This is a genomic window from Plantactinospora veratri, from assembly GCF_036421995.1.
GTDB classification, from domain to species: domain Bacteria; phylum Actinomycetota; class Actinomycetes; order Mycobacteriales; family Micromonosporaceae; genus Plantactinospora; species Plantactinospora veratri.
This window is the reverse complement of the sequence record NZ_JAZGQL010000008.1, coordinates 131534-155638: the sequence shown is the minus strand read 5'-3', so window position 1 is coordinate 155638 and position 24105 is coordinate 131534. Positions and strand designations below refer to the sequence as shown.

General features: G+C 73.1%; 21 protein-coding genes and 1 pseudogene. 15 read left to right on the top strand and 7 right to left on the bottom strand.

Annotated elements, in window-relative coordinates; translation table 11 throughout:
- The first annotated feature begins 61 nt into the window (after nucleotides 1-61).
- The 7 genes and pseudogenes from V1634_RS12885 to V1634_RS35460 all read left to right on the top strand — a co-directional run.
- Nucleotides 62-1333 carry a glycosyltransferase 87 family protein gene (locus V1634_RS12885; protein ID WP_331208006.1) on the top strand — a complete coding sequence of 424 codons (1272 nt, stop codon included), beginning with the start codon at nucleotides 62-64 and terminating at the stop codon, nucleotides 1331-1333.
- A 144-nt stretch (nucleotides 1334-1477) separates the two neighbouring features.
- Nucleotides 1478-2653 (top strand): low temperature requirement protein A, encoded by a 1176-nt coding sequence (locus V1634_RS12880; RefSeq protein ID WP_331208005.1) that lies wholly within the window; start codon nucleotides 1478-1480, stop codon nucleotides 2651-2653.
- A 209-nt stretch (nucleotides 2654-2862) separates the two neighbouring features.
- Entirely contained in the window at nucleotides 2863-4044 is a 1182-nt protein-coding gene (locus tag V1634_RS12875; RefSeq protein ID WP_331208004.1) for an outer membrane protein assembly factor BamB family protein, read from the top strand.
- Between the two features lie 210 nt (nucleotides 4045-4254).
- Entirely contained in the window at nucleotides 4255-5736 is a 1482-nt protein-coding gene (locus V1634_RS12870) for a CoA-acylating methylmalonate-semialdehyde dehydrogenase (protein ID WP_331208003.1), read from the top strand.
- Nucleotides 5737-5846: 110 nt separating this feature from the next.
- Nucleotides 5847-6326 (top strand): cysteine dioxygenase, encoded by a 480-nt coding sequence (locus tag V1634_RS12865; protein WP_331208002.1) that lies wholly within the window; start codon nucleotides 5847-5849, stop codon nucleotides 6324-6326.
- 61 nt (nucleotides 6327-6387) lie between these two features.
- The gene (locus V1634_RS12860; RefSeq protein ID WP_407951784.1) at nucleotides 6388-6885 is read left to right on the top strand and encodes a rhodanese-like domain-containing protein; all 498 of its coding nucleotides are present in this window, start codon (nucleotides 6388-6390) and stop codon (nucleotides 6883-6885) included.
- Nucleotides 6886-7345: 460 nt separating this feature from the next.
- Nucleotides 7346-7704 (top strand): annotated as a pseudogene (locus tag V1634_RS35460) (winged helix-turn-helix domain-containing protein); the annotation flags it as partial.
- 115 nt (nucleotides 7705-7819) lie between these two features.
- Here the strand turns inward: V1634_RS35460 and V1634_RS12850 are convergent.
- Entirely contained in the window at nucleotides 7820-8743 is a 924-nt protein-coding gene (locus V1634_RS12850; protein ID WP_331207999.1) for an AEC family transporter, read from the bottom strand.
- Nucleotides 8744-8935: 192 nt separating this feature from the next.
- Between V1634_RS12850 and V1634_RS12845 the strand changes: the two genes are divergently transcribed.
- Nucleotides 8936-9553, top strand: coding sequence for a winged helix-turn-helix domain-containing protein (locus V1634_RS12845; RefSeq protein WP_331207998.1), 618 nt, complete (start codon nucleotides 8936-8938; stop codon nucleotides 9551-9553).
- Between the two features lie 39 nt (nucleotides 9554-9592).
- Here the strand turns inward: V1634_RS12845 and V1634_RS12840 are convergent, their stop codons facing one another.
- Together V1634_RS12840 and V1634_RS12835 are read right to left on the bottom strand one after the other, a co-directional pair.
- Nucleotides 9593-10249 (bottom strand): response regulator transcription factor, encoded by a 657-nt coding sequence (locus tag V1634_RS12840; RefSeq protein WP_331207997.1) that lies wholly within the window; start codon nucleotides 10247-10249, stop codon nucleotides 9593-9595.
- A gap of 1 nt (nucleotide 10250) precedes the next feature.
- Nucleotides 10251-11561 carry a sensor histidine kinase gene (locus V1634_RS12835; protein ID WP_331207996.1) on the bottom strand — a complete coding sequence of 437 codons (1311 nt, stop codon included), beginning with the start codon at nucleotides 11559-11561 and terminating at the stop codon, nucleotides 10251-10253.
- Nucleotides 11562-11729: 168 nt separating this feature from the next.
- Between V1634_RS12835 and V1634_RS12830 the strand changes: the two genes are divergently transcribed.
- From V1634_RS12830 to V1634_RS12805, 6 genes are all read left to right on the top strand, one after another.
- A complete protein-coding gene (locus tag V1634_RS12830) occupies nucleotides 11730-12725 on the top strand; it encodes an ABC transporter ATP-binding protein (RefSeq protein WP_331207995.1) in 996 nt (331 codons plus the stop codon).
- Nucleotides 12722-13552: an ABC transporter permease subunit gene (locus V1634_RS12825; RefSeq protein WP_331207994.1), complete on the top strand. Its 831-nt coding sequence runs from the start codon at nucleotides 12722-12724 to the stop codon at nucleotides 13550-13552. Before V1634_RS12830 ends, V1634_RS12825 begins: the two co-directional genes overlap by 4 nt.
- 33 nt (nucleotides 13553-13585) lie before the next feature.
- Nucleotides 13586-14224 carry a nucleoside/nucleotide kinase family protein gene (locus V1634_RS12820; protein WP_331207993.1) on the top strand — a complete coding sequence of 213 codons (639 nt, stop codon included), beginning with the start codon at nucleotides 13586-13588 and terminating at the stop codon, nucleotides 14222-14224.
- 143 nt (nucleotides 14225-14367) lie between these two features.
- Nucleotides 14368-14766, top strand: a complete 399-nt coding sequence (locus tag V1634_RS12815; RefSeq protein WP_331207992.1) for a TraR/DksA family transcriptional regulator — start codon at nucleotides 14368-14370, stop codon at nucleotides 14764-14766.
- A 73-nt stretch (nucleotides 14767-14839) separates the two neighbouring features.
- Nucleotides 14840-15709 (top strand): DUF72 domain-containing protein, encoded by an 870-nt coding sequence (locus tag V1634_RS12810; protein WP_331207991.1) that lies wholly within the window; start codon nucleotides 14840-14842, stop codon nucleotides 15707-15709.
- A gap of 98 nt (nucleotides 15710-15807) precedes the next feature.
- Nucleotides 15808-16236, top strand: a complete 429-nt coding sequence (locus tag V1634_RS12805) for a DUF2267 domain-containing protein (protein WP_331207990.1) — start codon at nucleotides 15808-15810, stop codon at nucleotides 16234-16236.
- A gap of 90 nt (nucleotides 16237-16326) precedes the next feature.
- Here the strand turns inward: V1634_RS12805 and V1634_RS12800 are convergent, their stop codons facing one another.
- On the bottom strand, nucleotides 16327-17076 hold the full coding sequence (locus tag V1634_RS12800) for a DUF72 domain-containing protein (RefSeq protein WP_331207989.1): 750 nt from the start codon (nucleotides 17074-17076) through the stop codon (nucleotides 16327-16329).
- Between the two features lie 125 nt (nucleotides 17077-17201).
- Nucleotides 17202-19676: a beta-xylosidase/alpha-l-arabinosidase gene (locus tag V1634_RS12795; RefSeq protein WP_331207988.1), complete on the bottom strand. Its 2475-nt coding sequence runs from the start codon at nucleotides 19674-19676 to the stop codon at nucleotides 17202-17204.
- Nucleotides 19677-20459: 783 nt separating this feature from the next.
- Here V1634_RS12795 and V1634_RS12790 point away from each other — a divergent pair.
- Nucleotides 20460-21962: a PQQ-dependent sugar dehydrogenase gene (locus V1634_RS12790; RefSeq protein WP_331207987.1), complete on the top strand. Its 1503-nt coding sequence runs from the start codon at nucleotides 20460-20462 to the stop codon at nucleotides 21960-21962.
- 81 nt (nucleotides 21963-22043) lie between these two features.
- Here the strand turns inward: V1634_RS12790 and V1634_RS12785 are convergent, their stop codons facing one another.
- Nucleotides 22044-23351, bottom strand: coding sequence for an MFS transporter (locus V1634_RS12785; protein ID WP_331207986.1), 1308 nt, complete (start codon nucleotides 23349-23351; stop codon nucleotides 22044-22046).
- On the bottom strand, nucleotides 23348-24100 hold the full coding sequence (locus V1634_RS12780; RefSeq protein WP_331207985.1) for a Clp protease N-terminal domain-containing protein: 753 nt from the start codon (nucleotides 24098-24100) through the stop codon (nucleotides 23348-23350). The genes V1634_RS12785 and V1634_RS12780 overlap by 4 nt, the downstream gene beginning before the upstream one ends.
- Between the last annotated feature and the right edge of the window lie 5 nt (nucleotides 24101-24105).

The window sequence follows — 24105 nt, the reverse complement described above, 5'->3', positions numbered from 1 at the left end:
GGCCGGCCGTCCGGCCTAGACTCCTTCCGCTGGTATTGACCTCGGTGGATAGGCGGAGTGGGTGTCGACGACCGATCGCGTGGGTGCGCAGTCGCACCGTCGGAGCCGGCTGTGGTCGACAGCCGCCGTGGTCGGGGTCTGGATCGCCACCCGGACGGTCTTCGTCCTGATCTACGCGAACGTGATCCGGGCTCCGGTCGGGAACGTCTTCGCCGACGTGGCGCTCTACCGCCGCTGGAGCGACATGCTGCTCGACTGGCAGGTTCCCCGAGACGATCCGATGTGGCAGTACCCGCCCGGCGCCGCCGCGCTATTCCGGTCCCTCCGGCACGTCGCGGGGGACTCGGCAGGCTCGTACGAGATCACGTTCTTCACCCTGGCCCTCGTCGCCGACCTGCTGGTCCTGCTCACCCTGCTCCGACTAGCCCGTGGCGACGGCCTGCTCCTCGGCGTCTGGGCGTGGGCCGTGGTCGTCCCGCTGCTCAACCTGCTGACGTACGCCCGGTACGACATCTTCGTCACCGCGACCGCCGTCGTCGCGCTCGCCGCGACGATCCGGCGTCCGGTCCTCGCCGGTGCGGCGCTGGGCATCGGCGCGCTGATCAAGGTCTGGCCGGCGGTACTGCTGATCGGTGCCAGACCGCTCGGTGGCCTCCGGCCGGTCCTTGCCGGCTTCGCCGTGACGATCGCCGTGCTCGGCGGTGTCCTCACGCTCGCCTTCACCGGCGCCTGGTCCGGGTTCACCGGCAACCAGGCGGACCGTGGCCTCCAGATCGAATCGATCGGTGCCACCCCGCTGGTCCTGGCCCGCCTGGGCGACCGCAGCGTCGACGTCCGCTACGCCTACGGTGCGATGGAGTTCGTCCACGACCCGTTCGTGCGACCGGTGACGCTCGGGCTGCCCATCCTGACCATTCTCGGGCTGGCTGCCCTGGGTTTCTGGTGGTTCGCCAGGGGACGGCATCTCACCTGGACCGGCGCCCTCGGCTTCGACGTCGCACTGCTGGCGGTCCTGACGACGGTGGCGACCAGTCGGGTCTTCTCCCCGCAGTACATGCTCTGGCTGGTCGCGGTGGCGGCGGTCTGCCTGACCCGCCGGGACACGACGCAGCGCGTCGCCAGCGCCCTGATCGTCGTCGCGACCGTGCTGACCAGCGCCCTGTTCCCGTGGTACTACGCACAGGTGTCGACGGATCCCGCTTGGCCGGGTACCGCCCTGCTGGTCGTCCGGAACGCCCTCGTCGTGGCGGCGCTCGGCATCGGCTTCCGCGCCCTGACCCGGCGTCGTGAGCACGCGGCCCAGGTCGACGCTTCGCGCCTTTCACCCGTTTGAAGGAGGTACGTGAAGATCGGCGTTACGATGACCGCGTAGTGGCGGACGCCCCGGCCCGCCGCCGGCACCCCTGCGGAGCCATGGCGGGAGAGGCTGTCGTCATCAGGACGGATCCCCATGCGGCGCTTTCTCCGATTCCGAACGGTGCCGACCAGCGCCGGGATCGACCGCGCGAGCCCGTTCGAACTCTTCTTCGACCTCGTCTTCGTCTTCGCCCTCACCCAGATCATCGCCTTCATGGGGCACCCGCCCAGCTTCACCAGCCTGGCCCGGGGGATGTTGCTCCTGCTGTTGCTGTGGTTCTCCTGGGGGGCGTACATCTGGCTGAGCAACCAGGCCCGGTCCGACGTCGGCCTGATCCGGGCCGGCACGCTGCTGGCGATGGCCGCCCTGTTCGTGGCCGCTCTGGTGATCCCGGAAGCCTGGCGTACCGAGGCCGGATCGATGCGGGCACCGCTGATTCTGGTGGTGGCCTATGTGACGCTCCGGGCGGTGCAACTCGCGCTCTACTACCGGGTCGCCGCACACGACCCGGCGGTACGCACCGGACTGCGGGTGCTTGCGATCCCGATCGTGCTGGCCTGGATCCCGCTCGTCCTCGGCGCGCTGTACGGCGGGGCCGTGCAGACCCTGCTCTGGGCGGTGTCGTTGCTGGTCGACATCGGTGGCCAACGGCTCGCGCTCGCCGCCTTCGGGGGCTGGCAGTTGCGGAATCCCGGTCACTTCAGCGATCGGCACAACCTCGCGTTGATCATCGCGCTCGGCGAGTCGCTGATCTCCATCGGCACCGGGGCCGGGAAGGCGGTCACCCACCCGCCGGTGCTGGCGGCCGCCCTGCTGGGCCTGCTCTCGACGGTCTGCCTGTGGCGGCTGTACTTCGAGAACGTCGGGCCGGCCGCGGCCCGTGCCCTGGCCGGGGCCCCGGCGCCGCAGCGCGACCGGATCGCCGCCGACGGGTACGGTCTCGCCTACCTGCTGATGATCACTGGAATCATCTACCTGGCGCTCGGGATCGAACAGGTCGTCGCGGACCTGGCCGAGAACCGGTCCGGCGGGTTCGCCGGTGAACCGCTGGACTGGCCCTCGGTCGTCGCCCTGCACGGCGGTGCCGCGCTCTACCTCGCCGGTCGGCCACTGTTCCTCTGGGTCGCCCTCCGGTCGGCGCCCCGGGCGCAGTTCGGCGCGGTCGGCGGGGCGCTGCTGCTGTTGCCGGCGGGGAGGCACCTGCCCGCCCTGGCCGCGTTCGGCCTGGTCGTGGCGTTGCTGGTCGTGGCGACCGGTTACGAACGCGTGCGCTGGCGGCCGGCGCCGCAGTCCTGACGCGGCACCGGGGTTACCCGTCCTCGTGCGGCGGGTGGCCGACGATCTCCTGGTGGATCCGCCGCATGCCGCCACCGGCCCGACACGCTGCCGGCGGCGCTTTGCCGCCGTTCGCCCGTTTGATTGAAGTACGTCATTGCACGGGTTACGCTGACCGGGTAAGTGGTGGCTTACCCGGACCCCGCTTCGTCGTGTCGACGTGCGCTGGAATGGGTGGAAACGTGAACGTCACCGGCATCGACCATCGTCCGACCGGCCCGCCGGCCCCGCCCGGGCCGACCCGGCAGCGCCACACCGGCACCCTTGCCGGCGCCATGGCCGGAGCCGTCCTCGCGCTGCTGCTCGGATATCTGCCCGGGGCACGGCTGGGCCTGCCGGGCCACCCGAGCGACCCGACCGGGCCACAGCTCCGGTGGACCTTCACCGCCGCCGACGTCACCCACGCCGCCCCGGTCGTCGCGGGTGGCACGGTCTATCTCGGCAGCGCGGACGGCACCCTCTACGCGCTCGACGCCGCCACCGGCACGGTGCGCTGGACCCATCCGGTCCCCGAGCCGGAGACCACGGCGACCGTCGCCGACGGCGTCCTCTACCTCGCCGGTTCCGAGCTGCTCTACGCGCTCGATGTCGCCACCCACCGCATCCGGTGGAGTTTCCGGGTCGGTGGCAGCCTCCGGTCGACAGTGAGCGCGACCGGCGGGCTGGTCTACGTCGCCGACCAGCACGGTAGCCTCGGTCCGAACCTCTACGCGCTGGACCAGGCCACCGGCCGGCTCCGCTGGACCCGCAACCTGGGCCGCCTGAACGGCACCGGACCGACCGTGGCGCACGGCGTGGTCTACGTCGGCGGCGACCGCACCCTGTACGCGCTCGACGCGGGTACCGGTGCGCTCCGGTGGAGCTATCCCGACCTGCCGGGACCGGTGGGTGCCGCCCCGGTGGTCTCGGACCACGCCGTGCACATCACGGCCGCCGGCAGCTATCTCGGCGCCTTCGACCTGTGGGACGGCCGGAAACTGTGGAGTCACGAGTCCGATCTGGTGGCCACACCGGTGGTCCGGGACGGCACCGTCTACGTACCGCTCGGCACCGGCTGCTGTTTCGACCGCTGGCGTACCAACGCCTACCGGGGGTCGACCGGTGAACTCCTCTGGTCGGCCGAGTTCCACGCCTCGGGGCTGGCCACCGGGGGCGGGATCCTCTACTCGCGTGCGGCCGGCGACGGCACGGTGTACGCGTTCGATCCGGCGACCGGCGCGGTGGGCTGGCGCTTCGCGACCGGAGACCCCAACTCGGCGGCACCCGCCGCCACCGGCGACACGGTGTACGTGGCCGACGGCGAGCGCACCCTCTACGCGTTCCGGGCTCCACCGCCGCCACCCTGGCGCTGATCCCCCCGCTCGGCCGGCGCGGCGGGGCGCGGGGCGCGGCGGCGCAGCATGTCACCTCTGCGCGGGAATCAGTAACAAACTGGCCGTTGTCCGTCCCGACCCGCCTCACTAGAGTCCAACGCCATCCGGCGCAGACCAGGGGGCACGGTGCCCGTACTCCTGTCCGGGACTGCCGACGTGGCGCAACCGAGCGGGACGGGGGCTGGCGTGATGCGGGAGATTCCACACTGGATCGACGGGGTCGAGGTGGCCGGCGGCGGGGACCGGCGGCTGCCCGTCTACGACCCGGCGACCGGGGAACGGCAGGCCGAGGTGGTGGCCGCGACCGACGCCGAGGTGCGTGCCGCGGTCCGCTCCGCCGCTGCCGCGCAACCGGGCTGGCGGGCGGCGTCGCTGTCCCGCCGGGCCGAGGTGATGTTCCGGTTCCGCGACCTGGTGGACGCCAACCGGAAGGAGATCGCCACCCTGCTCTCCGGCGAGCACGGCAAGACGGTGGCCGACGCGGCCGGCGAGGTGGCCCGGGGCCTGGAAAACGTCGAGTTCGCGGCCGGCGCCCCGCACCTGCTCAAGGGCGGCTACAGCGAGCAGGCCGCCACCGGGGTGGACGTCTATTCGATCCGCCAGCCGCTCGGGGTGGTCGCCGGGATCACCCCGTTCAACTTCCCGGCCATGGTGCCGATGTGGATGTTCTGCACCGCGCTGGTCGCCGGCAACACGTTCGTGCTCAAGCCGAGCGAGAAGGACCCGAGCGTCTCGCTGCTCCTGGCCGACCTGCTGCGCCGGGCCGGGCTGCCGGGCGGGGCGTTCAACGTGGTCCAGGGCGACCGGTCGGCGGTCGAGGCGCTGATCGCCGACCCGGCCGTCGCCGCGCTCTCCTTCGTCGGCTCCACCCCGGTGGCCCGGTCGATCTACGTCGCCGGTACCGCCGCCGGCAAGCGGGTGCAGGCGCTCGGCGGGGCCAAGAACCACATGGTGGTGCTGCCGGACGCGGACGTCGGGGCCGCGGCCGACGCCGCCGTCTCGGCCGGGTTCGGTTCGGCGGGGGAGCGCTGCATGGCCGTCTCGGTGGTGGTCGCGGTCGGTGCGGTCGCGGACCCGCTGGTCGAGGCGATCTCGGAGCGGATGGGACGGATCCGGGTCGGCCCGGCCAGCGACCCGGACGCCGAGATGGGACCGTTGATCACCGGCGAGCACCGGGACCGGGTCCGGGCGTACCTGGACCGGCCCGGCGGGCAGGTGGTGGTCGACGGGCGGGCGTTGCCGGCCGCCGACGGGCCCGGATTCTTCCTCGGCCCGTCCCTGGTGGACCACGTCGCGACCGACTCCGGCTACTACCTCGACGAGATCTTCGGGCCGGTGCTGTCGGTGGTCCGGGTCGGCAGCTACGCCGAGGCCGTCGCCCTGGTCAATTCCAACGAGTACGGCAACGGCACCGCGATCTTCACCCGGGACGGCGGTGCGGCCCGGCGCTTCCAGTACGACGTGGTCTGCGGCATGGTCGGGATCAACGTGCCGATCCCGGTGCCGGTCGCCTACTACAGCTTCGGCGGCTGGAAGTCGTCGCTCTTCGGCGACCTGCACATGTACGGCCCGGAGGGGCTGGCCTTCTACACCAGGATCAAGGTGGTCACCTCGCGCTGGCCCGACCCGGCGACCAGCGAGGTCGACCTCGGCTTCCCCAAGGTGCGGTGACCCGGTGGCACGGCGGCCGTGCCGTCGGGGCTTGTGGGAAAACCTACTAAGCAGATAGGTTTTATGGGCTACCCTCGCCGGTAGTCGCACACCTGCCCCGAGGACCGAAAATGATCTCCTTTTCTTCGAACCCGTCGGCCGGCCCGGACCCGCTGGCCATCGCCCGCCGGTACGCGGCGGACGCGGCCGGCCCGGCCGGTTGGCCCGTACCGCTGCGCTTCGACCCGATCGAACGCTGGTACCACCGGCTGGCCGGCGCCGCCGACCACGAGGTGTGGGTGCTCACCTGGTTGCCCGGCCAGCACACCGACCTGCACGACCACGGCGGCTCCGCCGGTGCCTTCCTGGTCGCCGCCGGAACGCTGGTCGAGGAGACCGTGGCCCGGGGCCGGCTCCATCCCCGTCAGCTCGGCGCCGGCGCCGGTCGCCGGTTCGGTGCCCGGCATGTGCACCGGGTCGCCAACACCGGCGACCAGCCGGCGGTGAGCGTGCACGTCTACCGCCCCGCGCTGCGGAGCATGACCCGCTACCGGCTCGACGGCGGGCGGCTGCGGGTCGCCGACGTGGCCGAGGCGGGAGTCGCCTGGTGACCGGGCGCGACACCCGGTGCGGGTTCGAGGCCCGACACGACGGAAGGACAGCACGGTGAACCTGACCAACCTCCGAGAGCCCGTCGACGGCTGTCGCGGAGCGCAGGCCCCGGCCGGTTCGCGGAGCATCGACGAGATCCTCGCCGCCGCCCGGGTGCGGCTGCGCCGCCTGGAGCCGGAGTCGGCGCATCTGGCCGCCCGCGCCGGCGCGGTACTGGTGGACATCCGCCCGGCCGCCCAGCGGGCCGCCACCGGGTCGATCCCGGGGGCGCTGCCGGTGGAACGGAACGTCCTGGAGTGGCGCTTCGACCCGCGCAGCTCCGCCCGGCTCCCGCTCGCCGACCGGTACGACCTGCCGGTCATCGTCTTCTGCCAGGAGGGCTACACGTCGTCGCTGGCCGCCGCCGCACTTCAGGAGCTCGGCCTGCACCGGGCCACCGACATCGTCGGCGGATTCGTCGCCTGGCGCGGGCTCGGGCTGCCCGCCTTCGGGCCGACCGACGTCTACGCCCAGCCCGAACCCGTCCCGCCGGTGATCCTCCGGCGGGCGTTCACCTGACCCCCGCGCGCCACCGCACGCGGGCGGACCGGACCAACGTCCCACGAAGGAGTTCCCATGTCGGTCGTCGCCATCCACCCGCGTACCGCGTCACCGGCCGGACCGCGCCGGGCCCCCTCGGCCCGGCGCCGTTCGCCGGCCGTCGAGACCGCGCCGGCGGTCGAGACCGCGCCGGTCATCCGGGTCACCGTCGATCTCCCACTGGTCGGCGGGCAGGTCACCCAGGAACTGGCCCTGCTGCTGGGGCTGGTCCGTCAGCTGCGTGACCAGGGCGCCGACGTGGTGACCGAGACCCGCCTGCCGGGTCGGGGCGCCACCGAGCCCGGCCTGCCGAATCTGCCGGACGCGCTGCTGCCCGACCTGCCGGAGCCGCTGCGGTCCGGCGCCGGCTTTCCGGCACCACTGCTGCCCGGCGCCGGTCTGCAGGACTCTCCGCTGTCCTCCGCCGGTCTACCGGAGTCGTCGTCGACCGCTGCCGGCGCGGCGGCGGCGACCGGTGCGGGCGACGGCGCCACCGACTCACTGCGAGTGCTGACCGGGCCCCGGGTGGTGCTCCAGGGCGGGCGACCGGTCCCGTTCACCCGGCTGGAGTTCGACCTGCTGGTCTTCCTCGCCCGCAACCCGCGCCGGGTATTCACCCGGTTGCAGCTACTGGGCAACGTCTGGGGGTACGAGCACGCCGTCGCCCGCACCGTCGACGTGCACGTACGCCGGCTGCGGGCCAAGGTCCACCCGTCGATGCCGCTGGTCACCACCGTGCACGGGGTCGGCTACCGGCTCGCCGACGACGCCCCGGTACGCATCGACGACGACACCTGACGCCCGGGCCCCCGAGGGGCCAGCAGCGGAGCCGCGCGGGGAGAGACTCGGCCGGCGGAGAGGCTCGGCCGGCGGAGGGGCTCGGCCGGCGGAGAGGCTCGGCCGGCGGAGAGGCTCAGCCGAGCAGGGCGGCGATGGCGGCGAGCGAGACGGCGGCGGCGATGGTGGAGAGCACCACCACGTCCCGGGCGTGCGGTTGGGCCTGCCGGTAGTGGGTGGCGAAGACGAAGACGTTCTGCGCGGTCGGCAGCGCCGAGGTGACCACGGCGGCCAGCAGGGCCGGCCCGGTCAGCCCCAGCGCGTACCGGGCGATCAGGTACGCCACCGCGGGCTGTACGACGATCTTGAGGGTCACCGCGACGTACCGCTGGGCGGCCCCGGGACCGGCCGCCAGGGGGCGGCTGCCGGGCAGCGACGTGCCGAGCGCGATCAGGGCCAGCGGAACGGCGGCCGAGCCGACCAGGTCGAACGGGAGCAGCAGCTCGGCCGGCGGATGCCAGCCGGAGACCGCGACCAGCAGCCCGCCGGCAGAACCGAGCATGATCGGGTTTCGGGTCGGCAGCAGCGCCAGCCGGCGTACCGACAGGCCCCGGTCGGTGGTGGTGGCGTCCAGCACCCCGAGCGCCAGCGGCGCCGCCACCAGCACCTGGAAGATCAGGACGGGTGCGACGAAGGAGACGTCTCCCAGCACGTACGCGGCGACCGGCAACCCGAGGTTGGCCGCGTTCACGTACGACGCGGACATCGCGCCGACGGTCGCCTCGCCGACCGGGCGGCGCCAGCCGAAGCGCGCGACGAGCAGGTAGACCGCCGCCACGATCAGGGTGCTCAGCACGAAGGCGGCCAGCGCCGGGGTGAACACATCAGCCACTGTGGAGCGGGCGAGGGTGCCGAAGAGCAGCGCCGGGGTGGCGACCAGGAAGACCAGCCGGGCGATCACCGCGGTGCCGTGCGGGCCGAGCAGGTCGTACCGGCCGACGAGGTAGCCGACCAGGGTTACCGACCAGATCACCGCGAACCCCGTCAGCACGCCCCGCATCTTGACCATCCTGCCGGGTGTGCGTCCGGAGACATGATCTGGTACTAAGAGCGAGCAAGTGATTCCGTTGAGTTTGTCGATTGTCACATTCATGCATCGTCGTGTCCCCTTGACCCCCGCCCCGGTGCCCGGAAGCATCGACACAGCGGCGGTTCGGGCCGTGGGGAACACCCGGAGCAGCCAAGGAGGACCATGTCGGTCAGCCCCGCCTCGTCGCGTACCGGGTGGCACAGCGCCCAACCGGTCGGCCCCGGCCGACCGCCCGGGGCGTCCCGCCGGCCCGCCGGGTCGACCGCGCCGACGCTCACGGTAACGTTATCGATCCCGCTCGTCGGCAACGAGGAACTCCTGACGGCACCGGCTCGCCGGCTGCTCGAGGCCGCCCGTGAGCTGGTAGAACGGGGCGAGGCGACGATCACCGGTGGGTTCGCCGGCCAGGCGGAACGCCGGGGCGAAGCCGCCGTGCCGCGCACACCGGCCCGGCCGGCCACCTCCACCGCCACCGGCGGCTCCGAGCTGCACATCCTCGCGGCGTCCCGGTCGGTGTTGCTCGGCGGCGAGCCGCTGCCGCTCACCCGGCTGGAGTTCGACCTGCTGATGCACCTGGTCGCGCATCCCCGGCGGGTCTTCACCCGACTCCAGTTGCTCACCGCGGTCTGGGGCTACGAGCACACCGGGGTACGCACCGTCGACGTGCACATCCGGCGACTGCGCGGCAAGGTCGGCGACGTACCGCTGATCACCACCGTCTACGGGGTCGGCTACCGGCTGGCCGACGACGCCGTGGTCACCATCGACCGCAACGCCTGACCCACCGGCCGCGACGGCTGACCCACCCCGGCCGGGGCGTCAGTTCCACGGGGTGGGCCCCGCGTCCCGGGACAGCAGGGCGGCCTGCACCCGGTTCGTGCAGTCGAGTTTGGCCAGGATCCGGCTCACGTACGTCTTGATGGTCATCTCGCTCATCCGCAGCCGGCGGCCCACCTCCGCGTTGGACAGACCCTCGGCGACCAGGCACAGGATCTCCGACTCGCGCGCGGTCAGTACGGCCAGCCGGTCCCGCGCCTGCCGTCGCCGCCCCGCCGGTTCCGATGCCACCATCCCGAGCAGCAGCCGGGTCACCGCCGGGGAGAGGTAGGCGTCGCCGTCGTGCGCGGCCCGCACCGCGCGGATCAGCTCCTCCGGCGTGCAGTTCTTCAGCACGAACCCGGCCACCCGGGCCTGCACCGCGCGCAGCACGTTCGGCTCCGCACCGAACGAGGTCAGCACCACCACCCGGAGTCCGGGCAGCCGCCGGCCGAGTTCGTCGACCGCGTCCAGCCCGTCCAGCACCGGCATCCGGATGTCCAGCAGCGCCACGTCGGCCCGGTGCCGCAGCGCCGCGTCGACCGCCGCGCCGCCGTCGGTCGCCTCGGCGACCACCTCGATGTCGCCGGCCGACTCCAGCACGGTGCGGATGCCGGCCCTGATCAGCGGCTCGTCGTCGGCGAGCAGCACCCTGATCATCTCACCGCACCCCCAGCAGCATGCTCGCCGGCATCGCCACGAACATCAGGGCCGCGGTGGCCAGCCCGAGGGCCAGGGTACGGACCCCGACCCGTGCGGGCAGCTCTGCGTCCTCGCCGTCCGGCTCCGCGACCGGCAGCATCGCGAGGAGCCGCCAGCTCCGTGCGCCACCGTCCGGCTGCGCGGGATCGCCGGGCTCGACGATCCGGTACGCGACCAGCCCGCCCGCCTGCTCGGCCCGCTCCCGCAACCCGACCAGCCCGTGCCCGACCGCTCCCGGCCGGTCGCCGCCGCCCTCGACGTGACCGCTACCGGAACCACCGCCGCCGTCGCGGGTGGACCCGTGGCCGGACGGCGTCCCCGCCTGCACCGGCAGCGGATTGTCGACGGTCAGCAGCAGGGCGTCCGGCTCCCAGCGGAGCCGTACCGTCACCGGCTGGCCCGGCGCGTGCTTGACCGCGTTCGTCAGCCCCTCCTCGACCACCCGGTACGCCGCCCGCCCGGCCGCGCCGGGCAACGGAAGTGGGGCGCCCTCCTGCCGCAGCGTCACCGGGGTGCCGGCCGCGCGGAACTCCGCCACCAGGGGGCCGATCCGCTCCGAGCCCGGCGACCGCTGGTCGGTCCCGTGCCCGCCGCGCAGCGCACCGACCAGCTCGTAGAGTTCGTCCAGGGCGCCGCGGGCGGCTCCGGCGAGCTGCCGTACCGCCTGCCGCTGCACCGGCGGCAGCTCCGCCACCTCCAGCGCGGCGGCCTGCACCGAGACCAGACTGAGCCGGTGGCCGAGCGAGTCGTGCATGTCCCGGGCGATCCGCAGCCGCTCCCGGAGCTGCTCCTGCTCGGCGAGCAGCTCCCGCTCCCGGCGGAGCTGCCGGTTGTGCCGGTCGAGGGTGGAGACCAGCCGTTCCTGCTGGGCCAGGTAGCGGCCGACCAGCACCGGCAGCGCGGCGAAGACCAGGTACGTCGAGACCAGGTTCGGCACCGTCCCGGGCTCCGCCGGTGCGCTCACCAGGTGTACGGCGAGCGCACCGGTCAGCGCCCCGGCCACCATCACCGCACTGGTGCGGTCCAGCGACTCCCGCCCCGCCTGGTAGGCGGCCCAGAGCAGCAGGACGTACCCGCCGTCGGAGAGCGCGACGAGCAGCAGCGCGCCGATCAGCGCACCGACCGGGGCCCGGTGGCGTACCGCGATGACCAGCGCGACCAGCCCGGCGTGGCCGACGACGTCCCAGGGTGACGTGCCGGGCCCGGATCCGGCCAGCGGCAACGCGGTCTCCGCCAGCAGTACGACCACGGGCAGCAGGTGTCGGCGCATGCCAGCAGGTTACGTCCGCCGGTCACCGACCGGCACCGAGCGGCACCGGCGGCACGCCACCGGCCGTCGCCCCCGACGGTGTCGCCCCGGGTCCTGTCGACATTGGTGACCGGGGTGGACGACTTTCGAGGACTGTCCCGACGGGCGGCGCTGCCTACCGTGGCGGGCGTGATCGAGGTGTGCAATCTGAGCAAGCGCTACGGGCGGACGGTGGCGGTCGACGGGATCTCCTTCACGGTCCGGGCCGGACAGGTGACCGGCTTCCTCGGCCCGAACGGTGCGGGCAAGTCGACGACGATGCGGATGATGCTCGGCCTCGACCGGCCGAGCGGAGGTCGGGTGCTCATCGACGGCCGGAGCTATCCGGAGCAGGTCGCGCCGCTGCGCTCGGTCGGCGCGCTGCTGGAGGCCCGCTCGGCGCACCCGGGACGCAGCGCGTACCACCATCTGCTCTGGCTGGCGCAGAGCAACCGCATCCGGCGCGCCCGGGTCGCCGAGGTGTTGGCGCTGGTGGGGCTGGAGAGCGTGGCGAAGCGGCGGGTCGGCGGCTTCTCGCTCGGCATGGTGCAGCGGCTCGGGATCGCCGCCGCACTGCTCGGCGACCCGCCGGTGCTGCTCTTCGACGAGCCGGTCAACGGGCTCGACCCGGAGGGCATCCGGTGGATTAGGGAGCTGATGCGAGGGCTCGCCGGGCAGGGGCGGACCGTCTTCGTCTCCAGCCACCTGATGAGCGAGATGGCGCTGACCGCGGACCACCTGGTGGTGATCGGGCAGGGCCGGCTGCTCGCCGACACCGGGATGCGGGAGTTCGTCGAGGCGAACTCCGGCACGACGGTACGGATCCGTGCGCCGGAGCCGGAGCGGCTGCGCGGGGTACTGGCGGCCGCCGGCATCCGGGTCGAGACGGAGCCGGACGGGACGCTGCTGGCGTACGACAGCGAGGCCGCCCGGATCGGAGAGCTGGTCGCGGCCAACCGGCTCACGGTGCACGAGGTCGGCGTGCAGCGGGCGTCCCTGGAGGAGGCGTTCATGCGGCTCACCGCGACGGCGGTGCGGTACCGGGCCGACGTCAGGGCGGAGGGTCCTCGGGTGCAGAGCAGTAAACGGGTGCAGGGCGGTCAGCGGGTGCAGGGCGGTCAGCGGGTGGACGGGGGTCAGCGGTGAGTGCGGTGCCGGAGGCGAGCGCGACGGCCGGTGGGTTGGCGCGGGGCCGGGTCGACCCGACCGGGCTCGGTGCGGTGCTGCGGGCCGAGCTGACGAAGATCCGGACCGTCCGGTCGACGGTCTGGACCCTGTTGCCGACCTTCGTCGTCGGCGTCGGCATCAGCCTGCTGGCCGGGCTCAGCTTCGGCGCGCAGCCGCCGGAACGGCAGCTCGGCTTCGATCCGCTCTTCCCGGCCTTCTACGGCCTGACGCTCGGCCAGCTCGCCCTGGTGGTCTTCGGGGTGCTGGTGATGGCGACCGAGTACAGCTCCGGGACGATCCGGGCCACCCTGGTCGCGGTGCCGCGCCGGGGACGCTGCTACGCCGGCAAGATACTCGGCACCGCCCTGTTCGCCGGCGCGGTGGCGGTACCGACCGTGCTGGTCGGCTTCTTCGCCGCCCAGGCCGGGCTCGGCCGGTACGGCGTCGGGCTCGGTGCGCCGGGCGCGGGGGCCGCCGTGATCGGCGGTTGCCTGCACCTCGTACTGCTCTGCCTCTTCTCACTCGGGGTGGCAACGATGCTGCGCAGCCCGGTACGTGCACTGGCGGTGCTGCTGCCGCTCTTCTTCCTCGGCTCGCAGGGCCTCGGCAACGTTCCCGGACTGCGTACCGTCACCCAGTACCTGCCGGACCAGACCACCTGGGTGATCCTGCACCTCGCCGGAGCGCAGGACGAGGCCCGATGGGCCCGGGACTACGGCCCGTGGACCGGGGTCGCCCTCCTGGCGCTCTGGACCGCCGCCTCGCTACTCGGCGGCTACCTCGTGCTGCGCCGCCGGGACGCCTGACCGGCCGGCCGGCCCGAGGGGCAGGATGGTCGGATGAGGATCCGTCCGATCAACCCCGAGCTGCTGGTGCAGGAGTTGGCCGACCGGCTGGCCGGCGAGCGTGCCGGCGGCTGGCTGCGGGTGGCGGTCGACGGGCCGCCGGCCGCCGAGCCGGGCCGGCTCGCCGACGCGCTGGTCGACCCGCTGCGGGTCCGGGGCCGCCCGGCCGTCCGGATCGACACGGCGGACTTCCTCCGACCCGCGTCGCTCCGCTACGAGCAGGGCCGCACCAACCCCGACGCGTACTACCTCGGCTGGCTCGACGAGGCGGGCCTGCGTCGGGAGGTACTCGATCCCGCGGGCCCGGCCGGTTCGGGGCGGATCCTGCCGTCGCTGTGGAACGCCGAGACCGACCGGGCCACCCGGGCCGACTACGTCACCCTGCCGCCCGGCGGTGTCGTCCTGGTGAGTGGGGCGCTGCTGCTCGGCGGCGGCCTGCCGTTCGACCTGGTGGTGCACCTCGTGCTCTCGCCCGGTGCGCTGGCCCGGCGTACGCCCCCGGCGCAGCGGTGGACCCTGCCCGCCTTCGCCCGGTACGCCGACGAGGTCGGACCGTCGACCTTCGCCGACGTGGTGGTCCGGCTGGACGATCCCCGGCACCCCGCACTGGTCGAGGCGGACAGCGTCCGCTGACGGCTCGGGACCGGTGGCGGGTCGGGAAATCGGCGGTTTGCCGGCGACGGCGGTGGGGTAATCGCGCTGCTCATGACGGAGCGACCCGGACAATAACGTCCAGGACCGCAGATCCGTTCCTTCGACGGAAAGGCAGGCAGCGCATGCTCGTCAACGAGGCAATCGGTACGCGCCGCTCGGCGGCCGACAGCGACCAGATCCGCCGTGCCCTGCAGGCCCGCTTCGACGAGCTGACCGCCGAGTACGACGAGACGTTGGCACAGAGCCAGGTACTGCGCCTGGTGGAGGTCGGTGACACGGCCGGGGACGACCAGGCCGACAGCGGCACCAAGACGGCCGAGCGGGACACCGCGCAGTCGCTGCTGCGGACCATCCTCGACCGTCGGGCCCAGTTCGAGCACGCGCTCAGCCGGCTGGCCGAGGGGACGTACGGCTGGTGCGAGGGGTGCGGCGACTCGATCCCGGTGGAGCGGCTGGAAATCTTCCCCTCCGCGACCACCTGCGTCACCTGCAAGCAGTCCCGGGAACGCCGGGCGGCCTGACCGGACGCGACCGACGACGGAGGTGGACCGCGCTCGGCTTGCCCGTCCCGTTCGGGGCGGGTGAACTGGAGTCATGGGTGAGATCAAGGTCGGCACGGCCTCGTGGACCGACAAGACCCTGCTGGAATCGGGCTGGTATCCGGCGGGCGCGGACACCCCGGAACGGCGGCTCGGCTACTACGCCGAGCGGTTTCCGCTGGTCGAGGTCGACGCCACCTACTATTCGCCGCCGGCCGAGCGGACCGCCGAGCTGTGGGTGGGGCGTACCCCGGCCGGGTTCACCTTCAACGTGAAGGCGTTCAGTCTGCTCACCGGGCATCCGACCCGGGTCTCCGCGCTCTACAAGGACCTGCGGCCGGAGACCGAGAAGAAGAACATCTACCCGGGCGACCTGCCGGCGCAGGCGTACGAGGAGGTGTGGACGCGGTTCCTCTCCGCGCTGGAGCCGCTGGCCGAGGCGGGCAAACTCGGTGCGCTGCTGTTCCAGTTCCCGCCGTGGTTCACCATCCGCCGGGACAACAAGCAGTACCTGCTGGAGGTGCGGCGGCGCTGCGGCCCGCTGCGGCCGGTCTTCGAGTTCCGGCACGCCTCCTGGTTCGCCGACGGCAACCGGGAGGAGACCCTGGAGTTCCTCCGCAAGCACGAGCTGGCGTACGTCTCGGTCGACATGCCGCAGGGCCACCGCTCGTCGGTGCCGCCGGTGCTGGCCGCCACCGCCGACCTGGCGGTGGTCCGGTTCCACGGGCACAGCGACAAGTGGACCAGCAAGAACATCTACGACAAGTTCGGCTACCACTACTCGGACCGGGAGCTGGCGGACTGGGCGCCGAAGCTGCGCGAACTCGCCGACGACACCGCCGAGACGCACGTGTTGTTCAACAACTGCTATCGGGACTACGCGCAGACGAACGCCGAGAAGCTCCGCGATCTCCTCTCGGCCTGACCCGGCGGAATCACCCGGTGCGGGTGAGCGGCGTTCACCCGTGCCAGGGCGAGCATGGCAAGGGTGGGCAGTAGCCGAGACGGGACGGGGGATCAGTCGTGACGAACAATTCGTACTCGGCCTTCGAGACGTCGATAGACAAGACCAACCTCATCCTCAAGGACATCGAGCAGGCGTACGGGTGGCCGAAGGAACGCCGCAACCAGTCGTACGCGGCGCTGCGGACCGTACTGCACCTGCTCCGGGACCGGTTGCCGGTGCAGGAGAGCGCGCATTTCGCCGCCCAGTTGCCGTTGCTGGTGCGCGGGGTCTACTTCGACGGATGGGATCCGAGCGTCGTCCCGATCAAGCTGAATCGGGAGGAGTTCCTCTACGAGGTCCGGGCCGGCTTCCCGTTCGACGTCGAGGGCGGCCCGGCGACCGTGGTGAACACGGTGCTGAACGCGCTGCGCCGGCACGTCACCGACGGGGAGTGGGACGACGTCAAGTCGAGCATGCCGAAGGACCTCACCACGATCATGCCGTAGCCCGGCGGTAGCGGTGCGGAGCCGGGCACCCCGGTCGACGGCTGGGCGGCGCTTCGGAGGCCGGCGGGGTCGTTGGTCGGTCCGGAACGCTCAGGGTGTCCGGCTAACCGGGACGCCCCGGCGCCGGGCGATCGCGGCCAGCGCGGCGGCGTCGACGATCGCGGCCCCGCCGGGATCGTTGTTGAAGTAGACGAAGACCGGTTCGTCGCCGGGGAAGGCCGCGCCGATCCGGTCCAGCCAGGAGCCGAGCGCGGTCCGGCCGTACCGGGGCCGGGGCTCGGCCCGACCCTCGTGCAGTCGCAGGTAGCCGAAGTCGGCGGTACGCCACAGCGGCGTCACCGGTCGGCCACCCCGGTCGGCCCAGCAGAGCGCGGCGCCGTGCCGCTCCAGTACCTGCCGGGTCTGCCCGGTCCACCAGGACGGATGCCTCGGCTCCACGGTGACGCGTACGCCGGGTGGGAAGAGCGAGAGCACCTCGGCCAGCACGCCGGTGTCGGCCGGCAGGTTCGGCGGCAGTTGCAGCAGTACCGGACCGAGCCGGTCGCCGAGTGCGGTGGCCCGGCCGAGGAACCGGGCGACGGGTTCGGCCGGTTCCCGCAGCCGCTTGATGTGCGTCAGGTAGCGGCTCATCTTCACCGCGACACAGAAGTCGTCCGGGGTACGGGTCCGCCAGGCGGCGAAGACGTCCCGTTCGGGGAGCCGGTAGAAGGCGTTGTTCACCTCGACCGTGCCGAACCGTTCGGCGTAGTGCTCCAGCCAGCGTCGTTGGGGCAGACCGGTCGGATAGAACCGGTCCCGCCAGTCGCGGTACTGCCACCCGGAGGTGCCGACGAGGATCATCCCCGGTCAGTATGCCGGCTCGGCCACCCGCCCACCGGTCGGGCGACGACCCGCCGGCCGCCGGGGTTGGCAGCAGGAGTGGGCCCGGCGCCCCAACCGCCGACCATCGGGGCGCCGGGCGGCTGTCAGTGCAGCGTCACCTCGGCGACGAGCTGCCGGCGGTGGTCCACCCGCCGCTCGGGACCGGTCAGCTTGACCGGGACGGTGTGTCGGTGGTCGTCGCTGGAGGCGGAGAGCCGCAGCTCCAGGTCGCCGGGCTCGACCACCCGGTGGCCGCGCCGGCCGGTGAACGAGGAAAGGTCCGCGTGCACGCGGAAATCCACCTGCCGGGTCTGGCCCGGTTCCAGCGGCACCCGGGCGTAGCCGATCAGCCGGACCACCGGGCGGTTGACCTGGGCGACCGGGTCGTGCAGGTAGAGCTGCACCAGCTCGGCGCCGGGCCGGTCGCCGTCGTTGCGGACCGAGACCGAGACCGTGACGGCACCGTCGGTGGGCACCTCCACCGGTCGGTCCGCGACCGGTGCCGCACCCTCCACCCGTACCTCGGGCCAACTGAACGACGTGTACGACAGGCCGTGGCCGAACGGGAAGAGCGGGGTGGGGTCGACGCTGCTGACCTCGGTCTTCTGACCCAGTTTCGGGTTGAGGTAGCTGTTGGGCTGGCCGCCCGGGGTGCGCGGGACGCTCACCGGCAGCCGGCCGGTGGGGTTGACCGCGCCGCTGAGCACCCGGGCCACCGCCGGCCCGCCCTCCTCGCCGGGGAAGAACCCCTGCACCACCGCGGCGAGCCGGTCGATCGAGTCGCCGAGCGCGTAGGGGCGGCCGGCGAGCAGCACCAGCACCACCGGGGTTCCGGTGTCCAGCAGTGCCGCTAGCAGTTCCGGCTGGGCACCGGGCAGCCGCAGGTCGTCGCTGTCGCAGCCCTCGCCGGAGGTGCCCCGGCCGAAGAGTCCGGCCCGGTCACCGAGTACGGCGATGCAGACGTCGGCCTCGACGGCGACCGCAGCGGCGGCGCTGATCGCGTCGGCGTCGAGGTCGGCGGTGCCGTCGACGGTGCTGCCGGGTGCGTACTTGATCGGGGTCTCGGGCAGCTCGGCCCGGAGCGCGGCCAGCAGGGTCGGGATCTCGACCCCCTCCGGCAGCTCCGGGTGCTGGCTGCCGACGTGGCTGGGGAAGGTGTAGCAGCCGAGCATGCCGGCGACGTCGTCGGCCAGTGGCCCGACCATGGCGATCCGGCTCTCCGGCCGGAGCGGCAGTGCCCCGGAGTTCGCCAGCAGCACCACCGACTCCTCGGCGATCGTCCGGGCCAGCGTCCGGTTGGCCGGCGGGTCGAGGTCGACGGTGCCCTCGACGAGGCCGGGTGTGTCGCCGTTGCTCCGCTCGGCGGTCGCGGCCAGTGCCGGCGGCAGCGGCGACCAGTCGGGGTCGAGGAGCCCGAGTTCGCACTTCTGCTGAAGGATCCGGGTCACCGCCCTGTCGACCAGGGACTCCGGCACGATGCCGGCCCGGACCGCGTCGATCAACGCGTCGCCGTAGCAGTGCGCGGAGGGCAGCTCGACGTCCACCCCGGCCGTCAGCGCCAGCGCCGCGGCCTCGCTCAGGTCGCCCGCGACGTTGTGCAGCCGTTGCAAAAAGCTGATGCCGAAGTAGTCGGAGACGACCGTGCCGGTGAAGTCCCACTCGTCGCGGAGCAGCCGGGTGAGCAGCTCCGGGTCGGCCGCCGGCGGAATGCCGTCGATCTCGTTGTAGGCGTGCATCACCGACCTGGCCCCGCCGTCCCGCAGAGCCATCTCGAAGGGCGGGAGGAGCACGTCGGCCAGCTCCCGGGGTCCGACACTGACCGGTCCGTGGTTGCGGCCCGCCCGGGAGGCCGAGTATCCGACGAGGTGCTTGAGGGTGGCGACCACGCCGGTGGACTCCAGGCCCCGGACGTACGCGGTGGCGATGGTGGCGACCAGGTAGGGGTCCTCGCCGATCGACTCCTCGCAGCGCCCCCAGCGCAGGTCCCGGATCACGTCGAGCACCGGGGCCAGCCCCTGGTGTACGCCGAGCGCCCGCATCGCCGAGCCGATCTGCCCGGCCATCCGCTCGACCAGTTCCGGGTTGAAGGTCGCGCCCCAGGCCAGCGGGGTCGGGTAGACGGTCGCCTTCCAGGTCATGATGCCGGTCAGGCACTCCTCGTGCGCGATGGCCGGGATGCCGAACCGGTTGGCGGCGACGATCTCCTCCTGCATCCGGGCGAGTGCCCGGGCGCCGAGGGCCGGGTCGACGGGCGCGGTGCCGAACGCCCGGGTGACCTGGCCGAGGCCGGCGCTGATCAGGCCGCGCCAGTCCGGTGCCTCGCTGGCCATCTCGTGCTGGTGCGGCGCCAGGTCCTCGCCGGTGGAGTCGCCACCGACCCAGACGCCGTACAGCTGGGCTGTCTTCTCCTCCAGCGTGAGCCGGGCGAGCAGGTCCTCGACCCGCCGCGCCACGGGCAGCCGCGAGTCCTGCCAGTCGGGCAGGGCGTCGGGAGCGGGGCTGTCGTTGGGCGCTGCGTCGTCCGCCGGGACGGTCGCGGTAGCGGTGAGCTGTCCGTCGTGCGGATGCCCATCGTGCACCCCCGTCACCTCAAGCCGCTCGACTTCGGTGGTTGTCCGACTGGTGTCGGCGGCATTGCGGTTGCTGCTCACGAGCAGCCTCCTGTCGCTTGTTGCTGGCCTCTTCCGGAGCCGCCGCACGTCGATGTGGGGTGTGGACGCGGGCGCACACGTACTTCCGACATGTTTCCGGAAAGTCCGGCCCGCGTCGAGAGGGTACTTAGGCCGAAAGTAGCTCGCAAGTTTCCGAAGGGCGCAAGCCTTGACCGTTTGTTCACCACGTCGTAGCGTGCGCCGCATCACGGCGAATTATCGGGCCGGCACCGAAAGTTTGCGGATGCTTCGGCTCGGGCCCGGCGCGGAGACGCCCGGCCGGCCCGGGCGGCGCAGGTCCGCGACGGCGGCGCGAAGGGGACGAGGACTCGTGCGACGACCCGGGGACCACCGAAACGGTAGCCCACCGGCCGGGGCGGGGTCGGCGAACGTGAGGATCATCTCCGGTTGCCCGGGTGCGGGTCGACAGGTGTGCAGCTCGCGGCGTGACCGGCGGCCGGGTGCCGCCCGTCGGCGCCGCGACACCTCGGGTCGGAGCGTGCTCACACCCGGATGAGTGGCGGGCGGGGGAACCCCGCCGAGGACGCGGGCGGGCCGGCCGGGCGGGGACCGGCTCGTCCGCCCTCGGCGGAGCTGATCTAGACCGTGCCCGGCGCCGGTGATACATTGACGCGTGTCTCTGTCCCTGTCCCTGTCTCTGTCTCGTCGGGCGGCCGTGCCCACGGAAGAGTGGTGCTCTGGAGGTGTGGCATGAGGAGTAGTCGGCTTCTCGTCACGGGTGCGGCGCTCGCCGTCGTACTCGGCGGCGCCGGGTTCGCCGTCGCCGACACGACCTCGGCACCGGCCGACGGGGTGGGGGTGCTGGCCGCCGGTGACTTCGACTTCAGCCGCCCGGAGACCGTCGCCACCAACCTCCAGACGCCCTGGGGCATGGCCTTCCTGCCCGACGGCAGCGCCCTGGTCGCCGAGCGGGACACCGCCCGGGTCGTCCAGATCCGCCCCGGGCAGAGCCCGCAGCAGGTCGCCACCATCTCCGGCGTCTCGCCCGGCGGCGAGGCCGGACTGCTCGGCCTGGCCGTCTCGCCGACCTACGCCAGTGACCGCTACGTGTACGCCTACTTCACCTCGGCCAGCGACAACCGGATCGTCCGGTTCCGGCTCGACGCGCCGCAGACCCAGACGCCGATCCTCACCGGCCTGGCCCGGGCCAACTTCCACGACGGCGGCCGGATCGCCTTCGGACCGGACGGCATGCTCTACGCCGGAGTCGGCGACGCGGGCCAGACCGCCAACTCGCAGAACCCGTCCAGCCGCAACGGCAAGATCCTGCGAATGCGCCCCGACGGCAGCGCCCCGCCGGACAACCCGACCGCCGGCTCGCTGGTCTACAGCCTCGGCCACCGCAACGTGCAGGGGCTCGCCTGGGACGCCCAGGGCCGGCTCTACGCCAGCGAGTTCGGGCAGAACACCTGGGACGAGGTCAACTACATCGTGCCCGGCGGCAACTACGGCTGGCCGACGGTGGAGGGGCAGGGCAACGACCCCCGGTTCCGGAACCCGATCGTCACCTGGAGCACCGCCGAGGCGTCGCCGAGCGGCGCCACCATCGACGGCAACATGCTCTTCGTCGCCGCGCTGCGCGGCACCCGGCTCTGGCAGGTACCGCTGAACGGCAGCGGCGGGGTCAGCGGCAGCCCGATCGCCCGGCTCACCGGCCAGTACGGCCGGCTGCGTACCGTCGAACGTGCCCCCGACGGCTCGCTCTGGGTGTCCACCAGCAACCGGGACGGCCGCGGCTCGCCGGCCGCCACCGACGACCGGATCCTGCGCTTCCTGCCGGTCGGCACCACCCCGACGCCCACCGCGACCACCCGGCCGCCCACCTCCTCGCCGACCCCGAGCCTGCCGCCGACCGTGCCGCCGACCAGCACCCCGCCGCCGGGCAGTGGGGCCTGCACCGCGACCTACCGGCAGGTCAACCAGTGGCAGGGCGGCTTCCAGGGCGAGGTGACGGTCCGCAACAACGGCACCAGCACGCTGAACGGCTGGACCGTGCGCTGGACCTTCGCCAACGGGCAGACGATCAGCCAGCTGTGGAACGGCACCCTGACCGCGAGCGGATCGTCGGTCGCGGTCCGGAACGTGGGCTGGAACGGCACGCTCGGCGCCAACGGCTCGGCCACATTCGGCTTCCAGGGCTCGTGGACCGGCACCAACACCCCGCCGAGCGATCTCACCTGCACCAGCCCCTGAGTCCGACGTCGCGGTCCGGGCAGGGCCGGCCGGGGTGCCGGCACCTGCCCGGGGCGGGATGCTCAGCCCGGGGCGGAATGCTCAGCCCGGGGCGGGATCAGCCGTCGGCACCGGCCCGAGTTCCGGACGCGCCGCCCTGATCGGGGTCAGCGCGGCGACGGCGGCGATGCCGAGGCAGGTCAACCCGGCGGCGAGGCAGACCGGGCCGGTGCCGTACCGGGCCACCGCGCCGGTCAGCACCGCCGCGCCGAGCGGGCCGAGCCCGGAGTGCAGGGTCCAGAACGCCGACGTCACCCGGCCGAGCAGGTGCTCGGGGGTGACCTGCTGGCGCAGCGACATCGAACAGATCCCGGCGAGGCTGGTCCCGAACGTGTAGGCGGCCACCAGCAGGGCCAGTGCCGGTACGTCCCGGGTCAGTCCGGCACCGGCGACGGCGAGGCCGCTGACCGCGTACGCCCCGATCCAGCAGGCGCCGAAGCCGAGTGCGCGGCGGACCGGCGCGACCAGCAGCGCGGCCACGATCGTGCCCCCGGCCGCGGCGGCGAGGACCTGCCCGACGGTCCCGTCGGAGCGCCCGAGGTCGTGCTTGACGTGGTAGATGAAGACGTCGGTCAGCCCGATGGTGAGGAAGGTCAGGAACGACAGCAGGACGGTCAACGTCCGCAGTACCGGATGCCGCCAGAGGAACCGGACCCCGACCAGCAGCCCGGACCAGCCGGAACGGCCGCCCCGGGGGGCCGGCGCGGTGCCGGCCGGTGCCTCCGGCCCGGTGCCGTCGCCGGCCCGGTACGTCGCCGGGGTGCGCAGCCGGACGAAGCAGAGGCCGAGCGCGGAGAGCGCGAAGGTGCCGGCGTCGACGGCGAGCGCGGCGGTCGGCCCGACGGCCGAGGAGAGCAGCCCGGCCAGCACCGGTCCGACGATCCCGGCCGCCGCGTACGTCGCGTAGAGCTGGCCGTTCGCCCGGGTGATCCGGGCCGGGCCGACCAGCGCCGGCACGGCGGCGACGTAGCCGACCTGGAAGACCATCCCGGCGGCGGCGCAGGCCGGCGCCACCAGGTAGAGCAGCCAGAGCTGCGGCGCGAAGAGCCAGATCACCGGGATGCTGGCGTATCCGGCGGCCCGGAACAGGTCGCAGCCGAGCAACAGGAGCCGCCGGTCGACCCGGTCGACCAGGTAGCCGGCGAAGACGCCGGCGCCCACCGACGCCGCACCGACCAGTCCGGTCAGCAGCCCCATCCGGGCCACCGAGCCGGTCACGTGCAACACCAGCAGCGGTACGGCGAGCAGCGAGAACGAGTCACCCAGCGCGGAGAGCGCCTGTCCGGCCCAGAAGAGCGGGAAGTCGCGGCTTCGCCAGAGCGTTCCGGCGCCCGGTCTCGCCGCCTTCACCTGCCGGAACTGGCCGACCGGGACAGTCCTCCGAGGGTGTCGACGATCCACTCCTCGGCCCGGTCCCGGGTGATGCCGAGGTCGGCCAGGATCCGGGCGCCCGGCTCGGTGTCGCTGGCGAGCAGGCCGAGCAGGATGTGTTCGGTGCCGACGTAGTTGTGGCCGAGCCGAAGCGCCTCGGCGAAGACGCGGTCCCGGACCCGTTTGGCGTCGGGGGAGAAGGGCAGGTGCTGCGGGTTGTCCGCCGGCTCGGTCGGCTCGGTGGACACGGGTGCGGTGGCGCGGACGGCTGTCCGGACCGCCTCGGCGGAGACGCCGAGCGCACTGATCGCCCGGCCGGCCAGGCCGTCCGGCTCGTGCAGGATGCCGAGCAGCAGGTGTTCGGTGCCGACCTCGGGGCTGCCGGCGCTGCGGGCCTCCGCCTGCGCCTCCGTCACGACGTGTCGGGCCCGGTCGGTGAACCGGGCGAGGACGCTGGCCGGGACCGGCTCGTCCGGTTCGGAGCGGCGGGTCACGAAGCGCTTCTGCACGGCCTGCTTGGTCACACCCATGCTCTGGCCGATCTCGGTCCACGAGGCGCCGGCGCGGCGGGCCTGGTCGACGAAGTGCCCGATCAGGTGGTCGGCGAGGTCGCCGAGGTACTCGCCGACCAGTACCGCGTCGGTGAGCCGCTCCAGGGCGTCCCCGCTGGGGTGCTGGCGGCGGACGTACTCGATCAGGTCGTCGAGGCGTACCGGTAGTCGCTCCATTCGTC